This window comes from Lewinella sp. (assembly GCF_050633125.1).
Lineage (GTDB): Bacteria > Bacteroidota > Bacteroidia > Chitinophagales > Saprospiraceae > Lewinella.
The window spans coordinates 56522-78926 of record NZ_JBOEFX010000021.1 but is presented as its reverse complement, the minus strand read 5'-3'; the positions used below and the strand labels follow the sequence as shown (position 1 = coordinate 78926).

20 protein-coding genes are annotated in these 22405 nt (G+C 44.7%); 5 read left to right on the top strand and 15 right to left on the bottom strand.

Going from position 1 to position 22405, the window contains the following annotated elements; translation table 11 throughout:
• Positions 1-44: 44 nt before the first annotated feature.
• Both ACRBG0_RS05775 and ACRBG0_RS05770 read right to left on the bottom strand, forming a co-directional pair.
• A complete protein-coding gene (locus tag ACRBG0_RS05775; protein WP_431485953.1) occupies positions 45-893 on the bottom strand; it encodes an Omp28 family outer membrane lipoprotein in 849 nt (282 codons plus the stop codon).
• Between the two features lie 53 nt (positions 894-946).
• Positions 947-2629 carry a DUF6029 family protein gene (locus tag ACRBG0_RS05770; RefSeq protein WP_431485952.1) on the bottom strand — a complete coding sequence of 561 codons (1683 nt, stop codon included), beginning with the start codon at positions 2627-2629 and terminating at the stop codon, positions 947-949.
• A gap of 216 nt (positions 2630-2845) precedes the next feature.
• Here ACRBG0_RS05770 and ACRBG0_RS05765 point away from each other — a divergent pair, with 216 nt between their 5' ends.
• A complete protein-coding gene (locus tag ACRBG0_RS05765; protein WP_431485951.1) occupies positions 2846-3343 on the top strand; it encodes a TlpA family protein disulfide reductase in 498 nt (165 codons plus the stop codon).
• A 123-nt stretch (positions 3344-3466) separates the two neighbouring features.
• The gene (locus ACRBG0_RS05760) at positions 3467-3898 is read left to right on the top strand and encodes a peptidylprolyl isomerase (protein WP_431485950.1); all 432 of its coding nucleotides are present in this window, start codon (positions 3467-3469) and stop codon (positions 3896-3898) included.
• A gap of 169 nt (positions 3899-4067) precedes the next feature.
• On the opposite strand, the gene ACRBG0_RS05755 is transcribed toward ACRBG0_RS05760, so the two are convergent.
• Positions 4068-4523 (bottom strand): hypothetical protein, encoded by a 456-nt coding sequence (locus ACRBG0_RS05755; RefSeq protein ID WP_431485949.1) that lies wholly within the window; start codon positions 4521-4523, stop codon positions 4068-4070.
• Positions 4516-5097: a hypothetical protein gene (locus ACRBG0_RS05750; RefSeq protein WP_431485948.1), complete on the bottom strand. Its 582-nt coding sequence runs from the start codon at positions 5095-5097 to the stop codon at positions 4516-4518. The genes ACRBG0_RS05755 and ACRBG0_RS05750 overlap by 8 nt, the downstream gene beginning before the upstream one ends.
• A gap of 150 nt (positions 5098-5247) precedes the next feature.
• On the opposite strand from ACRBG0_RS05750, the gene ACRBG0_RS05745 reads away from it, so the two are divergent.
• A complete protein-coding gene (locus tag ACRBG0_RS05745) occupies positions 5248-6159 on the top strand; it encodes a hypothetical protein (RefSeq protein WP_431485947.1) in 912 nt (303 codons plus the stop codon).
• A gap of 77 nt (positions 6160-6236) precedes the next feature.
• Here ACRBG0_RS05745 and ACRBG0_RS05740 read toward each other — a convergent pair whose 3' ends face one another.
• Entirely contained in the window at positions 6237-8132 is a 1896-nt protein-coding gene (locus ACRBG0_RS05740) for a DNA topoisomerase IV subunit B (protein WP_431485946.1), read from the bottom strand.
• Between the two features lie 223 nt (positions 8133-8355).
• Between ACRBG0_RS05740 and ACRBG0_RS05735 the strand changes: the two genes are divergently transcribed.
• A complete protein-coding gene (locus ACRBG0_RS05735; protein WP_431485945.1) occupies positions 8356-8856 on the top strand; it encodes a hypothetical protein in 501 nt (166 codons plus the stop codon).
• Between the two features lie 289 nt (positions 8857-9145).
• Here ACRBG0_RS05735 and ACRBG0_RS05730 read toward each other — a convergent pair whose 3' ends face one another.
• The 9 genes from ACRBG0_RS05730 to ACRBG0_RS05690 all read right to left on the bottom strand — a co-directional run bounded on the left by ACRBG0_RS05730 (position 9146) and on the right by ACRBG0_RS05690 (position 19758).
• Entirely contained in the window at positions 9146-9991 is an 846-nt protein-coding gene (locus ACRBG0_RS05730; RefSeq protein ID WP_431485944.1) for a universal stress protein, read from the bottom strand.
• A gap of 146 nt (positions 9992-10137) precedes the next feature.
• A complete protein-coding gene (gene rfbA, locus ACRBG0_RS05725) occupies positions 10138-11007 on the bottom strand; it encodes a glucose-1-phosphate thymidylyltransferase RfbA (protein WP_431485943.1) in 870 nt (289 codons plus the stop codon).
• A gap of 10 nt (positions 11008-11017) precedes the next feature.
• Positions 11018-11386: a hypothetical protein gene (locus ACRBG0_RS05720; RefSeq protein WP_431485942.1), complete on the bottom strand. Its 369-nt coding sequence runs from the start codon at positions 11384-11386 to the stop codon at positions 11018-11020.
• A gap of 16 nt (positions 11387-11402) precedes the next feature.
• Positions 11403-13364 (bottom strand): response regulator, encoded by a 1962-nt coding sequence (locus ACRBG0_RS05715; RefSeq protein WP_431485941.1) that lies wholly within the window; start codon positions 13362-13364, stop codon positions 11403-11405.
• Positions 13365-13369: 5 nt separating this feature from the next.
• Positions 13370-13753 carry a hypothetical protein gene (locus ACRBG0_RS05710; protein WP_431485940.1) on the bottom strand — a complete coding sequence of 128 codons (384 nt, stop codon included), beginning with the start codon at positions 13751-13753 and terminating at the stop codon, positions 13370-13372.
• A gap of 57 nt (positions 13754-13810) precedes the next feature.
• Positions 13811-15223 (bottom strand): 23S rRNA (uracil(1939)-C(5))-methyltransferase RlmD, encoded by a 1413-nt coding sequence (rlmD, locus tag ACRBG0_RS05705; RefSeq protein WP_431485939.1) that lies wholly within the window; start codon positions 15221-15223, stop codon positions 13811-13813.
• A 111-nt stretch (positions 15224-15334) separates the two neighbouring features.
• Positions 15335-15721 (bottom strand): hypothetical protein, encoded by a 387-nt coding sequence (locus tag ACRBG0_RS05700; protein WP_431485938.1) that lies wholly within the window; start codon positions 15719-15721, stop codon positions 15335-15337.
• A 71-nt stretch (positions 15722-15792) separates the two neighbouring features.
• Positions 15793-18327 (bottom strand): polynucleotide kinase-phosphatase, encoded by a 2535-nt coding sequence (locus ACRBG0_RS05695; protein WP_431485937.1) that lies wholly within the window; start codon positions 18325-18327, stop codon positions 15793-15795.
• Between the two features lie 30 nt (positions 18328-18357).
• Positions 18358-19758, bottom strand: coding sequence for a 3' terminal RNA ribose 2'-O-methyltransferase Hen1 (locus ACRBG0_RS05690; protein WP_431485936.1), 1401 nt, complete (start codon positions 19756-19758; stop codon positions 18358-18360).
• Positions 19759-19853: 95 nt separating this feature from the next.
• Here ACRBG0_RS05690 and ACRBG0_RS05685 point away from each other — a divergent pair, with 95 nt between their 5' ends.
• Positions 19854-20876 carry a helix-turn-helix transcriptional regulator gene (locus ACRBG0_RS05685; RefSeq protein ID WP_431485935.1) on the top strand — a complete coding sequence of 341 codons (1023 nt, stop codon included), beginning with the start codon at positions 19854-19856 and terminating at the stop codon, positions 20874-20876.
• A 40-nt stretch (positions 20877-20916) separates the two neighbouring features.
• Here the strand turns inward: ACRBG0_RS05685 and ACRBG0_RS05680 are convergent, their stop codons facing one another.
• Positions 20917-22338, bottom strand: a complete 1422-nt coding sequence (locus ACRBG0_RS05680; protein WP_431485934.1) for a hypothetical protein — start codon at positions 22336-22338, stop codon at positions 20917-20919.
• Positions 22339-22405: the final 67 nt, after the last annotated feature.

The window sequence follows — 22405 nt, the reverse complement described above, 5'->3', positions numbered from 1 at the left end:
CAAAGTGCCTGCTTTTTTATTGGGGTTCAGCGAGGATGAAATGATTACTCTACCACATCCACCTGATGTGCCTGAATAACGTCTAAAGTAGTACCTCCTTGGTGGACAAACGCCACGATATGGCACTCGTTAGCATTCCACAGCGATGGCAAAGTACTCGTATAACTACGACTAACCACCGAACCAGCAGTGAAGGCTTCACTAAGCGTATTGCCATCAAAAGCAGTGATGGCATCCCGTAAGGTGTGCTTGTGAATATAGAAAGTGTCAACACCTGCTGGGGTAAGCTGAGGATCTTCAATATTGCTCTCTGTGATGAAAAGTGTGAGGCGAATATCTTCCGCTGTAACAGTTTCTTCTACGTACAAATCCACGTCAACTGCTAATTCACGAGTAACGTCATTATAGGTAGGGATAATATCGATTTTCACTTCCGGGTCACCTGCTAGTTCCTGAGCGATGTAGCCTGGCCAGGTAGATTGCGGAATCTGGCGACCTTCTTCGGCACTGAAGTGTTTCCGATTTATGACCGCCGTTGGATAGCCCAGTGGTTCTTCGAGTAGCGATAGCAGCGAGCTACTAATAGGACTTTCCAGTTCAGAATCGCTCTCTGGATAGGGTTGTGCAAAAAATCCGGCGTGGATAGAAACCGCTACCAATTGCTGGCCATAGCTATTGAGTAAAACCTCAATGGCTTCACTACCGGCAGGGCAATTAACACAGCGTACACCCGTAAATTCTTCGATCAATACCTGTCGCATCTGATCTTCAACGGGGACATCATCAATCGGCCCACCACCGCCAGGGTTAAGGACTGGAGCCACTTCGTCACAAGAGAAACTGAGTAGAATAAACAGTGCTAAAACGGTAAAGGAAAGATATTTCTTAAGCATGATTGCTGATTTTATTTGAAATTTTATCGAATCATTTTTTAGACAACTTAACACTAGAAACTGGTATTAGCAGAAAACTTTACTCCGCTAAAAGCGGGCTCTAGTCGGCAAATACCCCCTGTACAAACCACTCCTTCTACCTGCTTGACGTAACTGAGTGCCAGGCGAGTTGGGCCAGTAGTGTAATAAACATCGAAACGAGGGTAGTGCAATGACTGCTTCTTACCACTATCGTCGACCGGTGAATTTTTGCCCGGATCAATGTTGAACATATCAGAGGCCGTCAGTGTCCAGTTGCGTCCTAGTGATACCTCAACGAGGCCGAACACCCAATCGCCGTAATCCTGTTTGGCACCGGCTTTTTCATCATCACCAGTGAACATGTACTGTGCTTCCACGCGGAAATTATGGTTGCGATCAAGCTTATAGAGGAAGTCAAAATAAGGAATGACCGTTTCTACAATCGGAGCTTGGGGTTTAAACTCGTAGCGTTCCTGGTTGTAATTTTGGAGTTGCACCCCACTGTTGAGTTTCCATAACCTCTTGTGCTTGTATTGTACTTCTGTGAAAACTTCGCGATAGAGTTTTACACCATCCAGGTCGTCAATGTGAGAGTAATTGGCATTGAAGCTCACCTTGCGGTTGGGGGCATAGCTAACATCTACTTGGTAAGCCAGTTCTGCCAAATCCTGGGTGGCCGCATTGTAGCGTGCCGTCAGGCGATAGGTGTTGATGCGTGCCATCGGCGGCAAGAAGTTGATGAGTCCTCGATTGAGCTGAGATTGTGGCCGTGTACGGAAGCTAAAGTTTTCGGTGCGTTTAGCTTCTAGGGTAATGCCCCATTTCGGAGGCGCAATACTTAAGCTGCTGTAAAGTACAGTACCTGCTTCGCTGATGAATTTGTCGCCGATGGTGATGTTGTCTCCGCGCTGAATTTGTCCGAAAGGATCGTTCATGGCGTCTTCTGTCTTATAGGCGCCCTCTATGTACCACGAGAAAATACCTGCTGAGAGTGTATTGTAGAGAGAGAAAGCGTAGGAGTTGTAGTTGGGGATAAACAAATCCTCTGTAGGGTAGGTATTGAGTGTCGCTACCAAGCTGTTCATACTGGCATCATCCAATGCACGAGCCACTACCCCGAAACCGGGAGCCAGTGACCAAGTACCAAGGGAGTCTCCTTGGACATATCCTTCAATATTTAGGCCACGAATGACAGAGCTATAGGTGTCAAATTGCTGCTTTTGACGCCCGGTAAACCCTTTAATATTCCAGTTGTCGGAAAGTTGATAATCTACCTTTAAACCCAATAGTGCGTTGTCAATTAGTAGTGGGCGCTGCTCAAAAGAGCGGAAAATAATACCACTACCTATTTGGTCATAAATGTAACCGGCTTCAAAGCCAAGCTTCTTGATGCGTTTCCGAACGTACCACATTCCAATACCTTGGTCGGTATAAGAGCCCGTAGGATTGAGCAGGTTCGAGTTGTTGAAGAAATCATAACGCAGGCCAATATCAAAACCCCAATTGCTGTAATTGAGATTCAACCAACCTTCACTACCAAATAACTGGCGATCATATTGGGGGGTATTTGCTGCTCCAATAAGTGAGTCGCGAACAAAGAAATTGGCATTGGTTTCCAAGCTGCCAGATAATCGGCCGCCCTGTTCTTGTGCCGAAAGGGTGGAAGAAATCCAAAGACTTCCCAAGATAACGATAATGTAGGCGTAGCATTTCATGTTTAGCGGTGGTTTCGTTTTGTTGCTTTCTGTTAAAGTAGACTTAAAGTCAGCTAAAATACGCTTTAATAGCACTTAATGATGGAGCTTTGGTGTTACAAATCGGCTATCTTTGCGTCGAAATAATAAATTTCAGGCAATAATGCGGACTAGAATCCGGCTAGCCAAAATTTTCTTCAAGTTAGTCTTTCATCCAACAACAAAAAAATACCACCGATGCGTTTATTGACCTTCCTTACGTTGGTTTTAGCTTTTGGTTGCACCAACCTCCTTTTCGGACAGCAAAAAATTGCTTCTGCTAACATTAAGACCCTTCAAGGGGAAACCGTTGATTTGGCGGACATTATCAAAGAAAAAGACCTTACGGTTATTAGCTTTTGGGCTACTTGGTGTAAGCCATGTCAGGCAGAACTAGATGCTATTGCTGAGTTGTATCCTGATTGGCAGGACGACTTGGGTGTTCAGTTGGTAGCTATTACCATCGATACTCAGCGCCAGTTGAGTAAAGTGCCGGGTATATTGAGCACCAAAGGTTGGGAGTATAATGTGTATTCTGATGCCAATAACGTATTGAAAAACCAATTGGGTTTTCAAGCGATTCCTCAGACTTATGTAGTAGACAGTGAGGGAAACATCCTCTACAGTCACTCTGGCTACTCTGCCGGTGATGAGTATGATCTGGAAGATAAATTGAAGGAGCTAGCAGACAAGTAATTAATTTTAGAGCGCGTATCTTTGCGCTCGAAAATATTAAAAGGTGTTCTACTGGATGGCTTTCGCCTGAAATAATTCTCGTAGAATGCCTTTGTTTACTACAGAATATAATAATTGTCGAATATGACTGCTGAAATTCATACGGAAAAAGGCCTGATGAAGGTAGAGTTTTACGAAAAGGATGCTCCAAATACGGTAGCAAACTTTGTGAAGTTGGCCAGAGAAGGCTTTTACAATGGCCTAACGTTCCACCGTGTAATCCCCAATTTTGTGATTCAGGGAGGTTGCCCCGATGGGCGTGGCTCTGGTGGTCCAGGCTACAAGATCGATTGTGAACTAGATGGTGATAATCAGTTTCACGACCGTGGTGTCCTCTCTATGGCACACGCTGGTCGTAATACCGGCGGCTCACAGTTTTTTGTATGTCACAGTCGCGATAATACAGCACACCTTGATCGCAACCACACCTGTTTTGGTCGAGTATTCGAGGGGCTGGATGTGATTGATGATATCCGTGGTGGTGACAAAATGCTAGAGGTGAAGATTATTGACTAATGACCTTCTGCTTACGCTGCTCTAAAATATCCCGAATACCTTAGTGTTGTTCGGGATATTTTTTTGTCTCCAGGTTATTTTGAGGCCATGCCATAGAGGTGTTTGTGCAGCAACGCCACTATGGCATGGCCCCAAATGAATAAGAATAAACGCCTTTGAAAAGCTGACCTCAAAAATGATCAATAATATCTTGATGTATTTCCTTTTCTTCTTTGGCTAACCAGGGAAAAATATCCACACTGCTGAAAAACAAGAGTGCAACGAGAGGAAAGCCAATAGCCGCAAAAAAGAAGATCATTCCATCTGCCGGGTCATTCAGGAAACTATCAAGCATGGCCAATGCACTAACAATAAGGAATGCCAAACCGAGAATAAGCAGAACGGTCATCAGTATAGGAGCCCAGCGCCTTTTGTTTAGAAAACCTACTCCGCAGACGATAGAAGTAATTGAAATCAAGCTAAAAGCAGCAATCATCAGGAGGTCTTCGGTGCTGTGACTGTAATCAAACGAATCACCGTAGCTTGGTTGTTTTAATATTTGAGCAGTTACACCAAGGAAGATCCCTGCAATACAGAAACAAAAGACGGCCGCAATGACTTGCGCAGGAATACGATGTTTAAGCATTGTGTTGATCTTTAGGGGAGATGAACTCCTGATCTAGGACAGCATATCCGGTTTCTTCCTGTGGGTAGTTATGAAAATAAGGTAATACCCACTGTGTATTGTTGAGAAACAGTAATGCGCCGACAACCAAGCCAAGTACGGCAGCTGTAATTCCGGTGAAAATAATAGGAGCATTACTAAACCGGAAAGTATTAGAAGAAAGGACAATCAACCAAGATACACCTGCGATAATAAAACCAAATTGCATGAGATAACGTGCCCAGCGCTTATGGAACATTAACCCGAGAGCAGCGGTCATTAGAAAACCACCAATGGACAAGAAAATACAAAATCCCAAAAAGTCTTCCCAGGACCAGTTACGGAAAGAAAAAACGGTTTCCTCTAAAGAATAGTCATAACGATAGACATCGTCAATCATAATCTGCCCGGCAATGCTTAAGCTAAAGAAGCTTATTGCTAAGACAAAGCAGCTAAAGATGGTAATGGGGTGAAGTTGGTTCTTAAACAAGAGTGCGGCGTTTTTTGCGTAATACTTAAGTGGCTTAACCCCTCTAAAATGATAAAATTTCTTCATTTGCACACAATTCTGTTAAAATGTTAACGTTTTGGGTGCGAGAACATCATCATCATTTTAAATGCTTTGTGACGACAAAAGCAAAGCAACGATTGGATTTAATTATTTTTACGAGAATAATTTTCCATCTTCAAACTGCTTAACACTATTATGGATTCAAAAAAAGTATTAACCGCGGTAGTCGTGATTCTGGCCTTGGCCCTACTCGGCTCCCTTATCTGGGGTTTTGGTAAAAATTCTGATGCCAAAGAACTTCAGGCTGACAACACAGAAGTAAACGAAGCACTGGATGCTATGACTTCCTTGCGTGACAACCTCGCTCGTGAGGTAGATAGCTTAGCTGGAGAGTATGACCTCCTGGCTTCGGAAAATGTAGAATTAAATGGCCAGTTGGCAGGCACTCGTGATGAGCTGTCTAGTGCTCAGTCGGCTTTGAGCCGCGCCAAGCGTAATGCTGCTGCTGAAATCAATGAACTGCGTGCTCAGATTGAGCAATTGACCGCTGCACGTGGCGACTTGCAGGGATCAATCACAGCTTTAGAAAGCGAGAATGCTAATCTGAAGCAGCAAATGGGCATCCTGGAAACAGACTTGGCTTCTTCACGTCAGCAAAATGATGAGTTGACGACCATGGCGACTTCTATGGAAGGAGAGATCAAGAAACTGACTTACGAAAACTTTAAGGCTACCGCTTTTCAGATTACCCCACAGGTCAAAAACGGCAACCCAACCTCTAAGTCTGGCCGCGCACGCCAGATTGCTGTGAGCTTTGACGTTGCTAATGTACCAGCAGAATTCCAGGGCGTTCGTCCAATCTACTTGGTAATCACAGACGAAAAAGGTACGCCAATCCCACGTACAGATTATATTTCTACGACGGTTAGCCTCAACAATAAGCCACAGGATATTCAGGCAGTAGAGGCTCGGGAAGAAAACATCGGCGCCAGCCAGCGCATTGAGTTTACCCACAACTTGGAAGATAAGCTTGACGAAGGATACTACCGTGTTAGTATTTATACCGACATCGGCTTATTAGGTTCTTCTAACTTCCGTATGCGTTAGAAAGATTTCCCCCTAAAATAAAAGTAGTTATTACCTGCTTTGGGTACGGAATTGGTTTTCCGTACCCATTTTTTGTTTTACGCGACCTCTTCTACCTCTTCTACTTTCTCTCCGTCCTCGATGTCATCTTTCTCTACGCGTAGGTTGTCAATGATAAATTCCTGACGCTGAGGCGTGTTCTTGCCCATGTAGTAAGATAGAACTTGCTCTAGATCGGTGTTTTGGTCGATGACGACAGGGTCTAGCCGGATATTTTCGTTGATAAAATCCTTGAATTCTCCAGGGGATATCTCTCCTAGTCCTTTAAATCGGGTGACTTCGGGTTTGCCACGAAGTTCATTAATGGCATCTTGCTTCTCCTTTTCGCTATAGCAGTAGAAGGTCTTTTGCTTATCGCGCACCCGGAAGAGGGGCGTGTCCAGAATGTATAAATGGCCTTGGTAAACGAGGTCAGGGAAAAACTGGAGGAAAAAAGTAAGTAGGAGCAAGCGAATGTGCATGCCATCGACGTCGGCATCTGTAGCGATGACCACCCGGTTGTAGCGCAGATCGTCCATGCCGTCCTCGATATTGAGCGCGTGCTGGAGAAGGTTGAATTCCTCGTTTTCGTAAACGACTTTTTTGGTCAGGTTGAAGGTGTTCAGAGGCTTGCCCCTCAAACTGAATACCGCCTGGGATTGTACGTCTCTGGCCTTGGTGATGGAGCCACTAGCCGAATCTCCCTCTGTGAGGAAGATGGTGCTAGCTAAACGTAGTTCTTCGCTGGTTTTGCGGGTGCCATCACTAAAGTGAATCCTGCAGTCGCGTAGTTTTTTATTGTGAAGATTGGCTTTTTTAGCTCGCGAGTTGGCCAGTTTCTTGATACCTGCAATTTCTTCCCGTTCTCTTTTAGATTGGAGAATACGCTTTTCCAGTGCTTTCGCTGTTTCGGTATTCCTGTGGAGAAAGTTATCTAACTTCTCGTTGAGGAAATTCTTCAGGAAGGTACGCACAGTGGGGCTATCGGGGCCCATGTCGGTAGAGCCCAGCTTGGTTTTGGTTTGCGATTCAAAAATAGGATCTTCTACCTTTACACTTACTGCTGCTGTGATGGAGCCCAAAATATCACGCCGGTCATAGCTTTTGCTAAAATGCTTCTGGATGGTATCTACTACAGCTTCTTTGAAAGCATTCAAGTGAGTACCGCCTTGGGTAGTGTGTTGCCCATTTACAAAAGAATAGTAGACTTCACCGTATTGGCCACTATGGCTGAGTGCTACTTCTACATCTTCTCCTTTGAGGTGAATAATGGGATAGCGCAAATTGTCGACGTTGGTCTTGCGTTCGAGCAGGTCTAGTAGGCCGTTTTTACTAACGAGGGTCTTACCGTTGAAAAGAATCTTTAGGCCAGCATTGAGGTAGGCATAATTCCATAGCTGGTTTTCTACATAATCAGGGCGGAATTTGTACTTTTTGAAAATTTCCTCATCAGGGCGAAAGATAATAAGGGTGCCGTTTTCATCTTTGGTTTTGCTGATTTTATGGTCCTTGGTGAGGACGCCTTGGTCAAATTCGGCAATTTTTGCCTTGCCTTCACGTACTGCTTGTACCAAGAAATGACTGGAAAGTGCATTGACAGCTTTAGTACCAACCCCGTTTAGTCCTACCGATTTTTTGAAAGCTTTTGAGTCGTATTTACCACCCGTATTGATTTTCGATACACAATCGATAACCTTACCCAGTGGAATGCCACGCCCAAAATCTCGAATACTTACCTGACCTTCTTCAATTTTTACTTCGATTACTTTTCCATGCCCCATCACGTATTCGTCGATGGAGTTATCAATGACTTCTTTGACTAAAATATAAATACCATCATCTGCCGAAGAGCCATCACCAAGTTTACCGATATACATACCGGGGCGAAGGCGAATGTGTTCTTTCCAGTCTAACGAACGAATATTATCTTCGGTGTAGGATACTTCTTGTGCCATAGCGAATTGTCAGCAGCTTTTTGAGTCTGTAAAAATAAAAAGTAAGAGCTTGTTGGGGAATTATGCCCATAAAGAAAACAAAAGAAGGCGTAACGTATTAAACTATTAAGTGCCCGTGTTTTGGTATAGAAACCAATTTGCGGAAACTACAAAATTAACAAAATTGAGGTTATTTTTACAAACAATTTGTTAACAATTGTCTGTTGTTCTAATTTTTTGCGGTATGCGATACAAGAATCAATTGAATCATCCGGCGCTGCTTCCACTTTGGAAGAGCGTGGATCGTGATTGGTTTTTACAGCTTTGTGCGATTCTGTTGCTGTTGATCTTTGGTTTCTTGCTAGTCTTGTGGGGTATGCAGCCTCATCTGCTGGTATTCTTTCTGGGGGTGATGGTTGTAGCTATGGGTGGGTATCTGTGCTGGCGTCATTTTTATCAACCTTCGGCACTGGAACGACTTCAATATCGGCTTTATGATGAGCCCGGCTCGGTGGTGTGGGTATACAGTGTTGTTCATCAGCATCACCCTTTTGGTTTGCAGATCAAGGAAAGAGGCATTATGTACTTTAAATTTTCAGATGGTGACGAACAATCCGTTTATTTGCCAGCAGGCAAGATGAAGCTGATTAGCAAAGTATTGAGTAGGGCTTTACCTAATACTGTTTTTGGGTATACCAAGGAAAGAGCTGCTCAGTATAAGAAAAATCCCCGTTTTGTTGAGTAGGGGGTATTCATGGCATTCGCGTGGGGCTCTCCGCCTACGGCGGTTCAAGGGAGTGTTCAACCCATGAATCGGTTTCACGGGGGGCACTCGCTGCGCTCGTGATTTTTGGCCCCTAATAACGAGTGCCCCAAGTTTTAAGGAGAGCACTCCCACTCGCAAAGCGAGTACAAATGTGAGCGCAGCGAACACTACCGCGAGTGAAACGAGCACCACCGTGACCCCGACTTTTAGTCGGGAGAACAACACCGCGAACAACGTGAGCACCGATATGAGCGCAGCGAAACCTCTCCTATCCCGGCCATATCAACAGCGGAACGTGGGTATATTCTGCCGTTCGCTTACTTTGGCTACGGTGGAAGAGCTCCTGGAAGAAATTACGGCGGGGGCGTACCAGTACTTGTAAGTCGATATGGTACATTAAGTTAAAGGCCTCCAGCGCTTCAGTAGTATCTTCTTCTTCTGATTGATGAAAGGTAATATTTACACCCTGAAGCTGATTCTTAAATACGTCCATTAGTTCATCTAAATCCATTTCTGTACGTTCGTCGTCATTTGTGACAATGTGCAGACAGCGTAATTCAGGTTGCTGAGGCTTAAGGAAGTCTACTAATTTAAGAAGGTGCACTACATCGGCCCGGTGCAGGTCAGTTGCAAAACTAATACGATCCAGAGGTTGGTAACTAGCAGCAGCGGGTACTATTAGTACAGGCACTGTAGGATGATCGATAATATCTTTTGATACACTACTCATCCACCAAGGCTTTCCTGCTGCGCCTCGGGTACCAACAACGATTAAATCAGCCTCTTCTTCAGCCAGTTCATTAATAGTAATTCCCACAGGGCCTATTTCCACTTCTGTGGTGAGGGTGATCTCATTTTTCAACTGATCGCCCATCTTGGTGAGGGTATCCTCTGCCAGTTTTTGGAGGTTGATACGCGCGTCGTCCAATAGCTTTCTATTGATCGTAGGCACCGTTTGGGGAATCTCCAGCATTGCATCAGAAACAGGTTCTAATACATGGAGTAGTTTTACCTCGGCTTGGTATACGTCAGCTAAACGGAATGCATAAGACAATGCATTCTCAGCTGCGGGAGAAAAATCGAGGGAACAGATTATTTTTTTGATGGCAGTCATTGCTTTGGAACTTAATTGATCTTTACTAGAGACAAATTAAGCCTGAAACAACACCCGCTGAGGCTGGGTTCGTCAGTAGAAGAAGATGATTTTTGTCACTATTGGTCAATGTGCGTAAAACCCTCTTCTTCATGTTTTGATTTTCTTTATTGGTCTCGGTGGAGCAACTGTAACAGGTATTCTCCGTAACCACTCTTAAGGTACTTCTGCCCCAATCGCTCAAGCTGTTCTTGTCCAATAAAGCCCTGGCGATAAGCAACCTCTTCTATACATCCAATTTTTAATCCCTGGCGGTCTTCTATAACCTCAATAAATTGTCCTGCCTGAATTAGTGATTTGTGAGTGCCGGTATCCAACCAAGCTACTCCTCGACCGAGAACATTTACCTGGAGGTCTCCTCTTTCGAGGTAATATTTATTGATGTCGGTAATTTCGTATTCTCCCCGAGGGCTGGGTTTTAGGTTTTTAGCAATATCCACCACCTGATTATCATAGAAATACAAGCCGGGTACGGCATAGTTGCTTTTGGGCTTAGTGGGTTTTTCTTCAATCGAAATGGCTTTAAAGGCGTCATCAAAAGAAACGACACCATAGCGTTCGGGGTCTGCTACCCAGTAAGCGAACACAATGCCGCCATCAGGCTGAGAACAATTCTTTAGCTGCTCGTCAAGGCCAACACCGTAGAAAATATTATCACCTAATACCAAGGCTGCTGCATCGCCATCGATGAAGTCTTCACCAAGGACAAAGGCTTGGGCAAGTCCATTGGGCTCGTGTTGTGCTACGTAGCTAAAGTTACAACCGATAGCTGATCCATCTCCCAGTAATTTTTCGAAATTGGGTAAATCTTCGGGGGTAGAGATGATTAAAATGTCTCTTATCCCTGCCGACATGAGGGTGGAAAGGGGATAATAAATCATGGGCTTATCGTAAACAGGCATGAGTTGTTTGCTTACGGCAAGGGTCAAAGGATATAGGCGAGTACCTAAACCGCCGGCGAGAATGATTCCTTTCATTTGATGGTATTTATATGTTTTTCAAAATGCGGCTTACTTCTGTGGCTACCTTTTGGCCATTGCGTTCCAGGATGGTAAGCTGTTGTTGAACGTCTTTGGGGTTAACCTCCTTGTTCTTTAAATGGTTTTTTACAAAATCCCATAGTTTTAGATTGGCATTGATCAGAACCTGGTCACCAGAAAAACTAAGGGTCGATTTGTAGTGATGACAAAATCTATCGAGATTGATCCAGTCTTTTTGTTCATAGAGTTTTCGGGGAGCCTGGTAATTGTTTTTGAGATCTTTAAGCAAGGTTTCCAGAAGTGTTTTCATGATTCTGGGGTCTCCCCCTGACATAGTCTCAAGATAGGAAAGGTCTAGCTTACTCTTAATGGGCATATTTTTCTTTGTGCTTTTATTTAACGTATTGTGCTATCTTCTCAAAAAGCTCCTCTGGGTTAAAAGGTTTTAAAACGTAGTCATTCATACCTGCTTCAAGATACCGCTCATCTTCGGCGATTTGGGTTTGGGCTGTCATCGCCAATACTGGAGTTGTGGCGTGCTTGTCATTCAACGCAGTTCTAAGGTAACGCGTAATACTGAATCCGTCTTCGTCGGGCAGTTGAATATCCATCAAAATCAAATCAAAGGAGTTGTTTTCAAGTGCTTGTCGAGCTTGGGCACCATTTGGAGCAATGGTTATTTCTAAATCAGACCACTCTTGCTCCAGTGTTTTTTGCAAGACAATTTGATTCATAGGGTGGTCTTCAACAATAAGTATTCTCTTGGGGGCTTTGCCTGTCTGTGCAGGGGCTTGCCTTGTCGAAGCTGAAACGCCGGGGCTAGGAGGTTTTGTTTCGAGTTGTAATGGCAAATTAATCGTGAATTTTGATCCTTCTCCTAGTTTAGCGCTTACGCTAATTTGCCCCCCCATGCGCTCTATGAGTTGCTTGGCAATACTTAACCCTAGTCCTGTTCCCTCTTGCCGCTTTCCTGTAGTATAGATACGGTGAAAAGGCTGGAAAATGGCGGCTTGTTGGTCTTCTTTAATGCCGGGGCCCGTATCCTGAATGATAAATTGCACATTAATTCCTCCTGAAGGCGCCTCTTTCCAGTTGATTTGTAGGTCGACCTGGCCTTGCTCTGTGAATTTGACTGCATTCCCGAGGATATTATACAAGACTTGGCTGATCCGCTGCTTGTCTCCTTTTACGCGATGGACTAATAGAGGAGAGAGATCATAACGGAGTACTAAGCCTTTGGCAAGTGCTTTGGGCTTGAGTACATCAACGATTCTACGAATAGTTAGTGGTAGGTCAAAAGTGTCTCCCTCCATGCTTAGCGCATCGTTCTGTAAACTAGAGGTGAGTAGAATGTCATTTATTATCCCCAGTAAAAGATGAGAGGCTTCTTGTACGGAGTATACATACTCTTCTTGCTCTCTGTTTAAAGGGGTTTTTACCAATAAGTTGCTCATCCCTACGATGGCATTCATCGGAGTACGCAGCTCGTGACTGACGGTGGCGATAACTTGTTCCCGTACTCTGGCTGTTTCTTCGGATAATTGCTGGGCCAGTTGTAATTCCTCTGTTCTTTTTTGTAAGGTAATATCTTGAAGGGTGCCTACATAATAGCTTTCTTGTTCATTCCGTTTTACTCGTCGACTATTTAAAAGCACATGGACGATACTTCCATTTTTTTGCTGAAAAGGGCTGTCCTGTTGGAAAGCTAGTTGAGCAGTCTCATGGTCTTCTTGTGCTCGCAATAAATAAAAGGGGCAATCAGGTGACTGTATATCATTGTAGGTGTAAGTGCATTCACCATAGTTCATTCCCAGTATTCGATAAACTTCTTTGCTGGCGAAGAAGAAATTGTCAGAAGGTCGAAATTCCCAGTTGCCAATGCGGGCGATTTGCTGAGCCTCTTCCAGGCGCATTAAAATTTGCTTTCGTTCGATCGAGAACCGGAGTACGCGATATAGCTGAGGAGGTTCGAATTCGCCTTTTACCAGGTAGTCCTGAGCGCCAGCCCCCACTGCTCGTACGCCCTGATCGCGGTCACTTGTTCCTGTAAGGACAATAACGTTGGTGTTCGGAAAAGCATCAATTAGCCGTAAGAGGGTGTCAATGCCTTTGCTGTCGGGAAGACTGAGGTCCAATAAAACGGCATCAAAATCCTTCTCTCCATTTAATTGCTCTAGGCCTTGGGCAAGAGTGGCGGCAATGGTAGTTTCACAATCCTGTTCAGGGTTAGCAGAAAGCAATACGCTGACCAGACCTGCATAACTAGCTTCGTCTTCGATCAATAATACTTGCACCATCGCTCGTTTATCAAGCAAAGGTTGCCGTAAAGAACGTTGTGTAAGCTTATTGTTCATGGTTTCTAGTCTGCTACAACCTCGGCAGGGCCAGCGTCGGTCGCGGGTATAAAAACGAATTGGGCGTTGCCTTCGTGCCAAACCAGACAGCAAATAGCACCTTCATTCGTCTTGTATACGGAAGAAAAGCGCTCAACGTTCTCCATAGCGACCACTTTTTTTGCAGCAAGCTCTTCTAAGGTAGAAGCATTAATAGACCAGCCCTTTGTTGGTGCCTCGGCAGCTACCACAGGTATACCCAGCCCAGCGGCTTCTTCTTCCTGGTAAACAACGAAAACAGGATAATTAGAAATATCTTGATCTCTAATGCTATTAGCCGTTTTTACCAAGAGTAATAAATAGGGGTGTAATTGCTTTTTTAAACCGTGTAAACCTTTCTCACTCAACATAAGCAGTCTTTAGGGTTTTGATTCCCAATGGCTGCAAGATACAGACTATTTCCCTTACTAGCGTTTTACCAATAGGGCTACATTCTCTACGTGAGAGGTGTGTGGGAACATATCTACGGGCCGCATTTTCTCTATGCGATAAATCTCGTCTAATAATTGCAAGTCACGGGCTTGGGTAGCAGGATTGCAACTCACGTACACCAATTTTGGAGCAGCAAGCTGAATCAGCATTTGTACTACTTTAGGGTGCATCCCTGCCCTGGGGGGGTCGGTGATCAAAACATCAGGGGTGCCGTGTTCTTCGGCAAATTCATCCGTAAGGATATCTTTTACATCACCTGCATAAAAGCGAGCATTTTCAATGTTGTTGAGTTCTGCGTTAGTTTTTGCATCATCAATAGCAGCGGCAATTTCTTCGATCCCTACGATCTGTCGGCATTTTTTAGCCAAGTAAAGACCTATACTGCCGATGCCCGTATAGAGGTCATAAACATTTTCTTCCCCGGTAAGATCAGCAAATTCGGCGACGATATCAAAAAGTCGAGTAGCCTGACCTGTATTGGTCTGAAAAAAAGACTTTGGACCAATACGGCAGCGAATATGGCCGAGGGCTTCCTCTATATAAGGTGTACCCTGAAAGAGCTGCATCTCCAAGTCCATCAAGTATTCGTTGACTTTAGAGTTGATGCAGTAGAAAAGGCTGGTGATTTCAGGAAGTTTAGCTTGTACGGCAGTTAGAAAAGATTGAATAGCATCTTTGTCATCAACGTAGAAAGCGACTAGAACCATGGTTTGGCCTAGGCTACTGGTACGAATCATCAATTGGCGCAGTGAGCCGGTACGTTCCCGCATGTCGAAAAAGGGGAAGTCCATTTCTATAGCCAGCTCTCTAATGCCATTTCGGATAGCATTCGAGGGGTCACCCTGAAGATAGCAGTGGTCGATTTGTATCAGCTTGTCGTAAGCTCCCGGGCGGTGGAAGCCCACAACCTCCGACATTTGGGAGATGCTTTCATCTTTGACTTCTTCTTCCGTCAACCAACGGCGGTTTGCACAGCCAAATTCGAGCTTGTTTCGGTAGTAGGTCGTTTTTTCTCCGCCTAAAATAGGCTGCTTCTCTGCTACTTCAACTTTGCCGATCCGTTGAATAGTGTCGTAAACACCTTGTTCTTTGTGTTGTAATTGAGCAGCGTAATCTACGTGCTGCCACTTACAGCCTCCACAAACGCCAAAATGAGCACAGAAGGGCTCAACACGATCGTCTGACTTTTTGTGGAAATGGTTGGGTCTACCCCAAAGAACGCCTTTGCGCTTTTTGAAAATCTGGACATCGGCTATATCTCCTGGAGCAGCGCCTTCTGCAAAGACGACCTTGCCTTCCGGATCTCGGCCCACACAACGACCTTTATCGGCCATACTTGTGAAGGTTACGTTGTACAATACTTCAGGATATCTCTTGCGGCGTGCCATAATTTTCGAATTAGAGCGCAAAGCTAAGCATAATGTAGGATAGAATACAGATCGCCTTAAGAAATCCGTGGCCCGTCAAGTAGAGTAGGATAAAACACAGATGGCATAGGGTTACTTACTGTGATATAACTGCTCCAGTTGCGTATGTAGCCGCTGTACCAACAGTTGTGTAATTCTCCGATTGATTTCGGCTTCGTTCTTTAGATAAAAGTCAAGTTCTTCTTTCGTGAATTGCCCTACGATGATGCCAAAGAGTAACCCTCGCAAGCGATTATCTTTGCCAATGCTGTGTTGAACCTGCTGTTTTTGCTGAGCATTGTCCATTGTTGCAAACCTAATCTTCCGCTTGACGAAAAAATGACTGGTGATAGACAGGAATAACTCATTCTGAAGCTTTAAAACAGGTCTTAAAGTCTGATGCAAGAAAGCTTCTGCTGGATGATCAGCGGGGAGGCTTTCAATGTGTGGCCGTATTTGGAGGCGAGGGTCTGGAGACATAGTGTTTTTTTTTGTTAAAGGGATACTCGGCGATTGTATCGCCACTTGGAGTAGAAGGTAGATGTGAGTGTTTACAAACTCACATCTACCTCTTCACTTTCCAGTGCGAGGATAGAAAACACGCACTGATGTACATTGTTCAGCGCCTGACGAGCGACGAAACGTTCCATTGCCTCAATCCCGAGAGCAAATTCCCGCTCGGCGAGGCTACGCTTCTTTTTGATATGCCGTTGACGCAAGCGTACCATATTGTCAGGTAGGGTGTAATCTGGTCCATAGATGATCCTTAAATACTCCCGACCTCTGACTTTCAAGGCGGGCTGTACCAGTGAGTTCTTTTGTCTGGCTACAAAAGAAGCAGGTTTTACGACCATCCCTTCTCCACCAGTGGTGGTGAGACCAAGCCACCATTCGGTAGTGGCCTGAATGTCTTCTTCATTGTCAAGATCTACCCAGCGGTGATTAGTAGCGACTAAGCAAGGTTCCTCCTTACTACAAAAAGTGCCTAACTCTTGCAGGTGCCAAGCGTGATCCTTGTCGGTATGAACCTGGCCTTCGGTCGCTAGCAAGTGGAAAGGAGCAATCCGTAAATCCTCCGGCCCAGCTGCGTTCCAACAGTAATGGCGATAAGCTTGGCGGAATTTTAGAATATTCTCTTGGCGTTGAGAAAGCCGTTCTTTTAGTGGGCTTAATTCCGGCAGCCTGAGTAGGGCGTTATCTACGGTCACTTGCGCTGCTGTTAGGGAAAGGTCGCCCGCAGTGGCAGTAGCAGCATACTGGGTTTTAAGCAACTGACTGGCTTTTGCCGACCAGGGCATCAGTTCGGCATCCAGCAAGACCCAGTCGGTCTGGTGGCGTTCCCAAAAACCACTCCTGCTTAGTTGGTTGCTGATTCTGGTGAGTAAAGTCTGTTCTGTAGTGGAATCACTGAAGAATTTTCTTCCCGTACGGGTGATGATCCAACCCAAGCCTTTCTCTACACCAAATCGTTCCGTAAGCGCTGCCGCTGTTTTTCCTACCGTAATAACGGCCCTTGAGCCCATGTGCTTTTCTTGGCAAACAACTCGATTCAACCCTTGCTTACGATAGTAATCAAAAGCTTCTTTGGGGTGTTCCAAAAAGTCCGGTAGGCTACTGGTTTTTACTGGCGACATAGTTGGCGGTAAGTAAATCAACTGACGTGGATCAACAGCAAATCGACTCATCGTTTCCAGTGCTCGAATGGCCTGGTTTGCTGGTATCAGAATTTTAGTACATAAACGTGTTGCAATGGTTTTTCTTCCTAGTACATCGGCTGCTTTCAGGGTAGTACTGTTATTCGTAGCTGGTGGCTGAAAAGGCCGACTGCTATGGGCGTAGGTTTCCAGCGCCGGAACCTGGACGATCTCGTTTTCCGGATAACGCAATGCCGTGAGTGTACCTCCGAATACACAGCCAGTATCCAGGCACATGGTTTGGTTGAACCACTGTGGTTGGCTTACGGGGGTGTGCCCATAAACTATTTTTGCCTTTCCCTGGTAGTCTTGTGCCCATGGGTAGCGCTCCGGAAGTCCGTGCTCGTCTGTTTTGCCAGTAGTTTTGCCATAAAGGCAAAAAGAACGTACTGCATTACCTTCTCGCCCGTGCATCGATTCTTCTAAACCTGCGTGAACAACCAAGAGTTTACCATAGTCTAGCTCTAAATGCAGAGGGAGTTGCTGCAAGAACTGTAGCACTTCCTGTTGGAATTCAGGGGTGGTGGCCGACAGTTGCTCTAAAGTCATTTCCAAGCCATGAGCTATTTTTACTTGACGGCCCTCGAGGTGCCTTTTTAGTTTATCGTCATGGTTGCCAGGTACACAAAAAGCTTGCTCTTGAGCGACCATTTGCATGGCCAACTTAAGCACTTTGTGGCTTGCTGGCCCACGGTCGACCAAGTCACCAACAAAGATGATTTTTCTGCCTGGTGGCGTGCTGATATCGAAATCGCCAGTAGCGGTTTCTTCTACTTGGTAGCCGAGTTTGTTCAATAAGGCAAGCAATTCTTCGAAACAACCGTGTACGTCGCCAATGATGTCAAACGGCCCGGTAAAGGTTTTATAATCACTGGGCATGGGATGATAAGTGATACTTGTTTCTTTCCCTTCCGGTAATAGCCAATACTGGCGGAAACCTTCTCTACGCAACTGCCGAACAGCTTGCCTTGCTCGCTGATGCTGGTTGACAATTACTCGAACGGGTAGCTGACGATCCGGGCGTTGCTGATTACGCGTTTTTAGTGTTTTTAAGTCAGGTTGTAGAACAATAGCGTAGGTACTCAGGTGGTATTCGTGGGCGATTCTTACTAGTGCTTTCCTTCCCTCCATGTCAAGGTTAGTAGCATCAATGATCGTGAATAAGCCTCTTTCCAGCCGCTTGCGAACAATCAGGTACAATACTTCAAAGGTTGCTTGATTGGCATCCAGTACTTGTTCGTTGTTGGCAACCATTGCCCGACACTGGTCGGAAGACAGGATGGCTGCTGAGTTAAAGTGGCTTTTAGCAAAAGTAGACTTCCCTGCTGAGCTGGCACCTACTAATAAAACGAGGCCCTTTTCCGGGAGGTTTATGTTGATTGAAGTATTCATTGGTATAAATTAATGCTAAGTTGTAATCGATTAGATTTTAGTAAAAACGGCCATTTGCGAAGGTGCTCCATGTATGGGGTGTTCTTCGCCAAGAGGATATAGCTCGTAGCTGTAGCCATGCCGTTGAGCAGTTTGCTTTGCCCAGTTCCGAAAGGTTTTTCGGTCCCATTCAAAGCGGTGGTCAGCATGGCGAAAAATACCTGCTGCCAAGTTTGGAAAAAGCGTATTGTATTCTACGTTCGGCGTTGTGACAATGACCATGCCCGGTTGAGCTGCGCCAAATACAACATCCTCCAGAGCGGGGAGTCGCTCCGGCTCGAGGTGTTCAATAACCTCTACCAGTAAGGCTGCATCATAATCATGAAAGCGTTCGTCTTCGTAAGTCAGAGCTGCGTGAATGAGCCCTGTGCGAGGGTCTGGTTCTTGATTTTGGCGGTGGTCCAAGTTTAATCTCCGTGCAGCTATATACAATGCTTCCGTTGAAACATCGGCACCTGTCAGGCGGGTGAAAGAAGTTTCTTGTTGGAGGCGTTGTAACAGTTTGCCGGAGCTGCATCCCAAGTCGAGGATCGTTTTTGCGCCTTTTTTTAAAAGCACTTGAGTGACGCGCTCGTGGCGTAATTGATGTAAGGTTAATGATTCTTTTTCCGTGTTGCCGGTAGTTTTCTCAGATTCTTCTATTGATGGTTGAAGCACGTTTTGGACAGCTTTCTGATAGCTTTTTTTATAGCTAAAATACCGGCGGGTGATCAAATTGCTTTCGGGATGATCTTCCAGCCATTGACTGGCTTTGCTGAGTAATTTGCTAACCTCATCCTGTTTGAAATAATAATGCTTTTGGTTGTCGAGAACAGGGAGCAGTATATAAAGGTGTTGGAGTACCTGCTGGACGGTGTTTTTTGTACGCAAGTGAAGGTGGTAGTAAGGGCTGTTGCCCCAGTCGGGGAAGTTTTTGTCGAGCAACACTTGTTCGTAGTTGCATGTGTAACCCAGGGGAGAAAATAAACTTTCAAGTAAACCCGTGCCTCCTTTTACGCAAACGGCAGCAAGTTCCACATCAATATCCCATATTTGGTCGATCAGTTGCGGTTTAAATTTGCAGGTACCATTGAGTGCACTGGAATAGACCTTTGAAATTGCAGTGGTAAATAGGGAAGAGGTAACGTAAGCCCGGTCATTGACGTACTGATCTAGGCCAGCTTTGACGTTGGCATTGCGGCCAAAATGATCACGACGACTTTGGCGCATTTCCTGTGTGGTATCGATATCCATCAGTAGTGTAGCAGTGCAGCTTGTGGCATTTGCCTCGGGAAAAAAAATATGGGCTAGGCCAAAATTGAGCTCCTTGGTTTGGTATTTGTCAGGGTGTTTACCTAACAGATAGCCTAGTTGGGTAGCTTCAGGCCCTTTAACGGTAATGTTGAGTAACATTTTTTGACTTTATCTTTTGTTCTGAGACAAAATTGAAGCCTTACTACGCAGGGGGCTTGCGCAGTAAAATTTTTTTTCGGATTTTTAAGAGAAAAATGGCGCTCAATCGATTAGCTCTTATTCGTTACCGCACTATTGACAAATGCCTGCGTAACCGATCACGCCGTTGGACATTGGATGACTTGATGGAGGCATGCTCGGAGGTTCTCTATGAATACGAAGGTTCTGATCGTCCGGTAAGTCGTCGCACCATACAGTATGATTTGCAAATGATGCGCTCAGATAAACTAGGCTACGAAGCACCCATTGTGGTAGAGAAACGAAAATATTACACTTACGCTGATCCCGACTATGGCATTTTACAAGGGCCTTTGAGTACGGCAGATTTAGAACAACTAGGGGAGGCGGTGTCTGTGCTTAAGCAGTTTCAAGGTTTTGGCCATCTCCAGGAGTTGGGTGGCTTGGTGCAAAAATTGGAAGACAAGGTCAGTACGGCCGATTCAAAACAGCCTATTGCCATTATGCTGGAAAGCAATGAGGGGCTACGCGGATTGGAGCACCTGGAGGAGCTTTACCGCGCTGTTCGGCAACAACGAGTAGTACGATTAACTTATCAGTCGTTTAAAGCCAAACAGCCAGGCTTGGTCGTGTTGAATCCTTTGCTGCTACGTGAGTTTAACAATCGTTGGTTTTTATTAGCAACCAAGGAACGGGAAACACGAATTCTTAGTTTTGCGCTTGACCGTATACAGGGAGTTACCTTTCCAGGTCTTCCTTTTATCCCTTTGCCTAATTTTGATCCCGAAGCCTATTACAAGAATGTAGTGGGCGTAACGGTGAACACCTACCGGATAACCAAGATACGTCTTTGGCTTGATGCACAAAATGCACCTTACGTGCTAACCAAACCCTTGCATCCTTCGCAGGTGGTAGAAGAAGGGTACGATGATGGTAGTGCTGTCGTTAATATTTGGGTGATCCCAAATTTTGAATTGGAAAGGCTGCTGCTCGGGTTTGGTCCTGGGTTGCGCGTGCTTTCACCAAACAGAATACGGCGCAGGATTAGACGGCTGATCAAGACTGCTTTGGCAGGGTATGAAAAATCGATGGATGAATAACTATTTTCAGTAGTATAACCTAAATTCAAAAGCCAGCAACCTATCCCCCCATTTTATCAATCTGCTCCAAAAGCCAGGGGCGATCAGTGAGGGGGCTAGCTTCTTCTATTTCTTTCCGGAGGGTTACTCTTTTTTCCTTGTCAAACGGATTGATCCGTACCAACTTCTTGGTGTATTTTAGCATGTTTTGGAATACATCTTTATGGTAGCCGATGACTTTCTTGCGTTTGAGGTAAACCTTCATACTCTCTAATAGTGATTCGAGGGCATCTTGTTCGTCTTCTTCGTAATAAATTTTCAAAAGCATGGTTTTTGCATTCATGCTGATGAGGATATCGTTGGAGTCGAAATAAAGGAGTAGTTGCTGAGCACGAGAGTAGTTGCCTAATTCAAAAGCTAGTTTGGCTTCACAAAAATCACGGAAGACTTTCTGATATTCTGGTTCGAGATAATGGGTGTATTCTTTGATTACATTTTCTACCCAGTCGAAAGCTTTGAAGCGCAATGCAATCATAATCGCATTAAGGTAGGTGCGACGTGAAAGAACGTCGTTCTCCAGAATGATTTTACTTTCAAAAGTGTCTTGGTAGATTTCGAAGAGTTCTCGTTGGAAATTAGTCGCTCCTTTGTTGATACGCTGAATGCAATAATTTAGTTTCATTAAGTAAATGTCTCGCTGCTCGCTTTCTCCGAAAACATCCAGGTGTTCCTGGAGTGTAGATTTAAGAGAGAAGTAGTATTCGTCGCTGTCCTCGTCTTTTCGTTGTACGAGATAACCGTAGTAATAAATGGCAATAGCAGGGTAGTCGAGTAAACTGGGCTCGGTTTCTACGGTTTTTATTACCTCTTCGAAAAATTTGCTTTCATAAGTCGTGCGAAAAACTTGCTGGTGAGAAAGTGCAAGGCATGCATATTTCAGTTTTTCAGCAATAAAAAGGGTGTCAAAAGCATTTATGCACTCCTGTAAATGGATATCTTTTGTCCGATCGATTCCACCTAATAAGGAGGAGTGTTCATCATATAGCGCGAAAGAATGCTTGAGTCCTGAATTGTCAAGAAGTTGGCTACCCAACCCTTGACGCTTCATTGCCTTGAATTTATTTTGAAAAACTTTGGGTACGTTTCGCTTACGCAAGGCTTTTAAGTAAGCTACGGAGTAAGCAAATTCATCCCGTTCAATTTCTTTATACGCAATAAACTGCTCCAGTTGTTTGTAGAGGAAATGCACGGTTTGTCGGAACTTAGCATCGTCATAGCTCTCCTTCGGGAAGAGTTTTCGGTAAATTCGTTCCTTGAGTAAGAATTTTTCTTCTGCTAAATGCTGTCCGGCGGTCAGGTATTGGAACAAATCAATGACATCCTTACGTTGGTTAAAGAAGGGAGAAGCCAGCCATTTAGTGAATTCTCGGCATTCTTTTTTATCAAGTGTTTTTAAAACCGGAATAATTGTAGAATTTTTCATAAAAAAATGGCTAAAAATAATAAACAATCAAGTATAATGCAATCAACTGTTTTTCAGTTATTTAATT